This is a genomic window from Micromonospora sp. NPDC051296 (assembly GCF_040682255.1).
GTDB lineage: Bacteria > Actinomycetota > Actinomycetes > Mycobacteriales > Micromonosporaceae > Micromonospora > Micromonospora craterilacus.
Genome location: NZ_JBFBAO010000392.1, coordinates 1 through 6,118 on the forward strand (window position 1 = coordinate 1; position 6,118 = coordinate 6,118).

The 6,118-nt window shown below is 73.5% G+C and carries 8 protein-coding genes; 5 read left to right on the forward strand and 3 right to left on the reverse strand.

Annotation, left to right across the window (positions count from 1 at the left end; translation table 11 throughout):
- Positions 1-450, forward strand: a 450-nt coding sequence (locus AB0M52_RS28825) for a response regulator transcription factor (RefSeq protein WP_363960170.1), incomplete at its 5' end; no start/stop codon positions are given.
- Positions 451-482: 32 nt separating this feature from the next.
- On the opposite strand, the gene AB0M52_RS28830 is transcribed toward AB0M52_RS28825, so the two are convergent.
- From AB0M52_RS28830 to AB0M52_RS28840, 3 genes are read right to left on the reverse strand one after another with little or no spacing between them, the layout of a single operon-like run.
- Positions 483-1,223, reverse strand: a complete 741-nt coding sequence (locus tag AB0M52_RS28830; RefSeq protein ID WP_363960172.1) for a VTT domain-containing protein — start codon at positions 1,221-1,223, stop codon at positions 483-485.
- On the reverse strand, positions 1,220-1,939 hold the full coding sequence (locus tag AB0M52_RS28835) for a glutamine amidotransferase (RefSeq protein WP_363960174.1): 720 nt from the start codon (positions 1,937-1,939) through the stop codon (positions 1,220-1,222). Before AB0M52_RS28835 ends, AB0M52_RS28830 begins: the two co-directional genes overlap by 4 nt.
- Positions 1,929-3,176 (reverse strand): MurT ligase domain-containing protein, encoded by a 1,248-nt coding sequence (locus AB0M52_RS28840; RefSeq protein ID WP_363960183.1) that lies wholly within the window; start codon positions 3,174-3,176, stop codon positions 1,929-1,931. Before AB0M52_RS28840 ends, AB0M52_RS28835 begins: the two co-directional genes overlap by 11 nt.
- A gap of 378 nt (positions 3,177-3,554) precedes the next feature.
- Here AB0M52_RS28840 and mraZ point away from each other — a divergent pair, with 378 nt between their 5' ends.
- The 4 genes from mraZ to AB0M52_RS28860 form a co-directional block, all read left to right on the forward strand.
- Positions 3,555-3,986 carry a division/cell wall cluster transcriptional repressor MraZ gene (mraZ, locus tag AB0M52_RS28845; protein WP_111214792.1) on the forward strand — a complete coding sequence of 144 codons (432 nt, stop codon included), beginning with the start codon at positions 3,555-3,557 and terminating at the stop codon, positions 3,984-3,986.
- 209 nt (positions 3,987-4,195) lie between these two features.
- A complete protein-coding gene (gene rsmH / locus AB0M52_RS28850; protein ID WP_363960186.1) occupies positions 4,196-5,302 on the forward strand; it encodes a 16S rRNA (cytosine(1402)-N(4))-methyltransferase RsmH in 1,107 nt (368 codons plus the stop codon).
- The gene (locus AB0M52_RS28855; protein ID WP_363960177.1) at positions 5,299-5,904 is read left to right on the forward strand and encodes a hypothetical protein; all 606 of its coding nucleotides are present in this window, start codon (positions 5,299-5,301) and stop codon (positions 5,902-5,904) included. The genes rsmH and AB0M52_RS28855 overlap by 4 nt, the downstream gene beginning before the upstream one ends.
- 3 nt (positions 5,905-5,907) lie before the next feature.
- On the forward strand, positions 5,908-6,118 hold a 211-nt coding region (locus AB0M52_RS28860; protein ID WP_363960180.1), incomplete at its 3' end, for a hypothetical protein.

Consider the following 6,118-nt stretch of genomic DNA (forward strand, 5'->3'; position numbering starts at 1 on the left):
GGCGGCCCCAGCCGGGTACTGGTCCTCACCACGTTTGACGACGACGAGCACGTGCACGGCGCGCTGCGCGCCGGGGCGAGCGGCTTCCTGGTGAAGGACATGGCGCTGGAGGACATCCTCGCCGCGATCCGGGTGGTGGCCGGCGGGGACGCGCTGATCGCGCCAGGGGTGACCCGCCGGCTCATCGCCGAGTTCACCCGCCGGCCGGCACCGGTACCCCGGCCGCAGCAGCTCGCCGGGGTGACCGACCGGGAACGGGAGGTACTCACCCTGGTCGGTCGGGGCCTTTCCAACGCGGAGATCGCCGAGCAGCTCGTAATCAGCGTGGCCACCGCCAAGGCGCACGTGGCCCGGCTGTTCAGCAAGCTCGGCGCGCGGGACCGGGTGCACCTGGTGATCGCCGCCTACGAGGCCGGACTGGTCAGCACCGGCGGCACCGACGGGGGGTGACGGCACCCGGGCCGGACGGGATTGCCGGGGCGTCACCCGGGAATGCGGTCAGGCGAGGCTGCCCGGTGTCGCCGTTCGGCACGCCACCAGCAGGCGAGCAGCACCGCGCTGGCGACGAAGCCCAGCGCGGCCGGGGCGGCGGCGAACCAGTTGACCTCGCCGGGGGAGGTCACGGCGGCACCGACCGCGGCGTAGCCGAACGCCGTCGGGGCGGACGCCAGCACGCTGCCGACCAGGAACGGCAGGATCCGCGCGCCGGTGGTGCCGTAGCCGTAGCTGACCAGGCCGAAGCCGGAGATTGGCAGCAGCCGTACGGTGATCACCCCGAGCACGCTCTGCCGGGTGAACCAGCGGTCCAGCCGGGCGAGCCGGCCCCGGACCCGTTCGGCGACGAAGTCCCGGCCCAGCAGCCGGCCCACGGCAAAGCCGATCGCCGCCGCCAGCAGGGCGGCGCCCAGCGCGTACGCGGCACCCTCCAGGGCGCCGAAGATCGCCCCTGCGGCGAGCGTGATGAACGTGCGGGGGACCAGCGCCACCAGCAGCAGGGCCCCGCCGAGGACGCCGGCGACCGGGGCGAGAGCACCCAGTCGGTCGCCGAACTGTGGCAGCGCCGTCGGGTCGGGTCGGGGCACCAGTAACAGCGTCACCCCGAACCCGGCGAGCAGGAACAGCAGCAGACCGAACCGGACGACCGACGAAGTCTCGACGATCCGCGATCCGGATGGGTCTGCCGATCGCCTCTCCCGCAGTAGCCGCCGGATGACGGCGATCATGCCCGGGCGGCGGCCACCGCGGTCCGGCGTTCGGCCCGCAGCCGATCGGACCAGGTGTCGTCGAGCGGCGGGAGCTGGTGCGCGCCGGTGGCCCAGCGCAGCAGCAGGTCGGCGAGGGCCGGGTTGCGGGCCAGCGCCGGCCCGTGCGAGTACGTGCCGAGCAGCTTGCCCCGCCAGGCCCCCTCGGAGGCGCCGTCGTTGCCGACCCCGGCGGTGACCCGGGCCAGCGGCGAGACGCTGGGGCCGAGGTGGGTCCGGCCGCCGTGGTTCTCGAAGCCGGTCAGCGGCGGCAGGCCCAGCCGGGCGTCGATGTCGCCGGCCAGCTCGCCGACCGCCCGGGTGGGGCCCCGGTCCGAGCTGAGGTCGAGCAGCTCCAGCCCGCGGTACTGGGTGCCCTTGGCGAAGAACGAGGTGCCGAGCAGCTGGTACCCGGCGCAGACGCCGAAGACCACCGAGCCCTGGGCGGCGGCCCGGTGCAGCCCGCCGTCGGCGAGCAGCCGCTGCGCGCCGAGCGCCTGCGGCCCGTCCTCGCCGCCGCCGATCAGGTAGATGTCGGCGGTGGTGGGCATTTGCTGGTCGGAGCGGACCTCCAGCACCTCGACCCGGAACCCGCGCTGCTGCGCCCGCCGGGCCAGGATCAGCACGTTGCCCCGGTCGCCGTAGGTGGACAGCAGGTCGGGGTAGATCCAGACGATGCGCAGGGTCTCAGTTGACACGGTCCAACTCCGCTCGGATGTCCTGGAACGCGGTGTAGTTCGCGATGACTTCCAACCGCCCCGGCGGCGCGGCCCGGACGGCGTCGTCGAACGTACGCACATGCTGGAACGGCACGTCGTTGACTTCCAGCCGGACGGCCAGGTCGTACGCCCGGTCGCCGGTGATGAGCACCTGGCGTCCGCGCAGCGGGGCGAAGTCGACGTCGAAGAGCCAGGAGGTGTCCAGCCCGTCGGGGTCGCGGGCGTTGATGGACAGCAGGGTCGGCGCCTGCTCGGCCATGTCGAACGCCTCCAGCCAACTGGCCGGGTTCTTGGCCAGCAGCAGCCGGACCAGGCGTCCCTCCCGCTCGACCTGGGCGTACCGGCCGGCGACCGAGGTGACGTCGCCGAGCCGGGGTACCGCGTCGAACGGGCGTACGCCGAACTCGGCGGCGACCGCGAGGGCGGTGGCCGCGTTGCCGAGGTTGACCTTGCCGGGAAGCTGGAGCTTGACCTTGTACCAGGCGCCGGTCGGGTCGATCACGCCCTCGTCGTCCACGGTCCACTGCGGCTCCGGCCGGCGCAGCGGGCAGCCGGTGCACCACCACTGCTCGCCGGAGCGCTGGATGGTCGAGCCGCACTCGGGGCAGACCCAGGAGTCGTCGTGCCACCGCTGCCCGGCGGAGAACCAGGTGACGTGCGGCGGCGTGATCCGCTGGTCGTGGGCGGCCGGCGGGGTGGCCGCCCAGACCACCATCGGGTCGTCGGCGTTGGCGACGATGCGGATGTCCGGATGGCGGACCAGCGCCGCGCGCCAGAGCTGCGCCATCATGGCGACCTCCTTGGCCCGGTCCAGCTGGTCACGGGAGAGGTTGAGCAGCGCCACCACGTGCGGCTCGGTCGCCTCGACCACCTGCGCGAGGTAGTGCTCGTCGACCTCCAGCACCGCATACGGGGTGCTGCCGGCCTTGGCCAGGGCTGAGGTGTGGCCGGTGGGCATGTTGGCGCCGAACGAGTTGGTGGCGACCCGGCCGAGGACCCCGACAGCCGCGGCGGCCAGCCGGGTGGTCGTCGTCTTGCCGTTGGTCCCCGAGATCAGGGCGATGGCCCGCCCGGCGGACAGGTGGGCGAGCAGATCCGGGTCGATCTTCAGGCCGAGCCAGCCACCGATCACCGAGCCGTCGCCACGGCCCGCCGCCCGCGACAGCGCCGCGGCGGTCCGCGACACGGAGCTGGCCACCTTCGCCCGCAGGGGCATCTTCGCGTCCGTCACGCGAGCGAGGTTACCGGACCCCGGGACCCGTCAGATCGCCGCCGACGACGATCCGTTCGGGCCGGCTTTCGTGGCGGGCGGGCCGGTGGCGCTCGGCCGGCGGGCCGGTGGCGCTCGGCCGGATGGAGTCGATCTATGTCGGATAGCGGACCCCGCCCGGCGGGCGGCCCGCCCCTCCACTCCGCTCCACCCCGACTGACGTGCGGTTTTGCCGTTCGACACGGCGCGCCACGCGGGCGATTCTGGTTGCGGGTGGAGGGAAGTGGAGTAGAGTGGGGCGCATTGGTGAGGCCGGGAGGGGCCCACCGGCCCGGGGGGTCAGCGGCGCGCGAACGCCGCTAGATGGGCGAGGGGGTTGGGCCGATGTTTCTCGGCACCCACACTCCGCGCCTGGACGACAAGGGCCGGTTGATCCTGCCGGCGAAGTTCCGGGATGAGTTGGCGGGGGGTGTCGTGATCACCAAAGGGCAGGAGCGCTGCCTCTACGTCTTTCCGACGCCCGAGTTCCAGCACATCGCGGAACAGTTGCGCGCGCAGCCGATGACGCACAAGGCGGCCCGGGCCTACAGCCGTGTCTTCTTCGCCAGCGCGCACGACGAGGTGCCTGACAAGCAGGGCCGGGTAACCATCCCGGGGCACCTGCGCACGTACGCGGGGCTCGACCGGGACCTGGTGGTCATCGGCGCGAGCAGCCGGGTGGAGATCTGGGACAAGGTCGCCTGGGAGACCTACCTCGCGGAAAGCGAAGACGACTTCGCCGACATCGAGGAAGGGGTGCTGCCCGGCGGTCTGTAGGGCGTGGCGACGCCCGACGTACTGCGAGATCTCCAGCCGCTTTCGAGTTCCTGGCATCCCTTCCCCGGTGCCAGGCGCACGATCCGACACGGAGGGCCGTGGCCTGACGGGCGGGCGGGGAGCGGATGGGGATCTGGCGGTACGTCGGCAAGGCGTCGTCCGACGAGCAGGGCGCGGTAACGGAACGGTCCGAACCAGTGGGGGTCGACATGGGGGAGCTACGCGGCACGCATGTGCCGGTACTGCTCGAGCGGTGTCTCGAGTTGCTGGCCCCCGCGCTGGGCCGGGGCGGCCGTACGGTGCACGTCGACGCGACGCTGGGCCTGGCCGGCCACGCCGAGGCGGTGCTGCAGGCCCACCCGGAGACGATCCTGGTGGGCCTGGACCGGGACACCGAGGCGCTCGCCCACGCGCGGGTGCGGCTGGCCCGGTTCGCCGACCGCATCCATCTGGAGCACGCCGTCTACGACGAGCTGCCCGACGTGCTCGACCGGCTCGGCTATCCGACCGTCGACGGCGTGCTGTTCGACCTCGGCGTCTCCTCGCTGCAACTCGACGCGCCCGACCGCGGGTTCGCGTACGCGCAGGACGCGCCGCTGGACATGCGGATGGACCAGACCCGGGGGGTGACCGCCGAGGAGGTGGTCAACACGTATGCGCACCCCGATCTGGCGCGGGTGCTGCGGGTGTACGGCGAGGAGAAGTTCGCCGGGCGGATCGCCTCGGCGATCATCCGGGAGCGGGAGCGAGCCCGGATCACCTCGTCGGCGCGGCTGGCCGAGCTGGTCCGGGAGGCGATTCCGGCACCAGCCCGACGAACGGGCGGACATCCGGCAAAGAGAACGTTTCAGGCTTTACGGATCGAGGTAAACAGGGAACTGGCGGCGTTGGAAACGGCGCTGCCGGCCGCCCTGGACCGGCTTTCCGTCGGCGGTCGCATGGTGGTCCTGTCCTACCACTCGCTGGAGGACCGGCTCACCAAACAGGCGCTCGCCGACCGGGTCCGCAGCACGGGCCCGGTCGACCTCCCGGTCGAACTGCCCGGGTCGGAGCCGACGTTCCGGCTGCTCAGTCGGGGCGCGGAGCTGCCCGGGGAGGTGGAGGTCGCCGCGAACCCGCGAGCCGCTTCGGTGCGGCTGCGGGCCGCGGAACGGATCGACCCGCAAGCCGCGCAACGGGGGCGTACCGACCGCGAACGGTACCGCCGACGGGTCAAGGCGATGCACCAACCGGGGACGGGATCGGCCGCGGGATCCGGACCGGATCCGCGGCGGATGCCGGGGGAGACGACGGACGAAGAGGGGGAGGGAACATGAACGTGAGCAAGCGCCGGGACGTCGCCGGCGTCGGGCAGCGCGCACCGCGGTCGGGGGGCCGGATCGCGGCGGAGCGGGCCCGGGGGACCGGAGACGGTACGCGAGGGACGGACCGGGTCAGCCGGCTGGAGGAGACTCGCGCCCGGGGGGCGCGCGAGTTTCCGACCCAGGGCAGCGCCGCGCTGCGTCCGGTCGAGCGGGCCGGCGTCGCCGCCGAGCGGCCGGAGTCGCCGCGGCTGCGGGTCGCCCCGCCGCCGCCGGTGCGGGTGCCCCGGGCACCGTTCGCGGCGCTGGTGGTGCTGCTGGTCGTCGGTGGGGTGCTGGGCATCCTGGCCGTCAACACGAAGGTCAACGAGAACGCCTTCCGGCTGAACGAGCTGCAGAAGCAGCAGGCCGACCTCGACCTGCAGCAGCAGCAGCTGAAGCGGCAGATCGACGACGCCGAGGCGCCGGGCAACCTGACCGCCCAGACCATCATGCTGGGGCTGGTCGAGTCGGGCGACCTGGGGCTGATCCGGCTGCCGGACGGCAAGCTGATCGGCGTGCCGCAGCCGGCTGCCGGGCAGCAGTCCATCACCAGCCAGCAGGGCACGGAGGGGTAGGCCGTGCCATCGAGATCGGAGGAACCGCGCCGGGACGCCACGGGCTCCCGGCGCGGTTCGTCCCGTGGTGCCGGAGAGCGGGATGTCCCGCCCCGCGCCGCGGGGGAGCGGGGCGGGGAGCCGGGCCTCGGCGGGATCTCCGACGCCCGCGCGTACACCCCCCGGGGTCGCACCATCCGGGAGGGCGCGGCCCCGGCCGGTGCCGGCCGGGTCG

Coding starts and splice junctions, on each gene's coding strand:
- AB0M52_RS28840 (WP_363960183.1), bottom strand. CDS start 3,176: ATGCCCCTGCGGGCGAAGGTGGCCAGCTCCGTGTCGCGGACCGCCGCG.
- rsmH (WP_363960186.1), top strand. CDS start 4,196: ATGGGGGAGCTACGCGGCACGCATGTGCCGGTACTGCTCGAGCGGTGT.
- AB0M52_RS28855 (WP_363960177.1), top strand. CDS start 5,299: ATGAACGTGAGCAAGCGCCGGGACGTCGCCGGCGTCGGGCAGCGCGCA.
- AB0M52_RS28830 (WP_363960172.1), bottom strand. CDS start 1,223: ATGATCGCCGTCATCCGGCGGCTACTGCGGGAGAGGCGATCGGCAGAC.
- mraZ (WP_111214792.1), top strand. CDS start 3,555: ATGTTTCTCGGCACCCACACTCCGCGCCTGGACGACAAGGGCCGGTTG.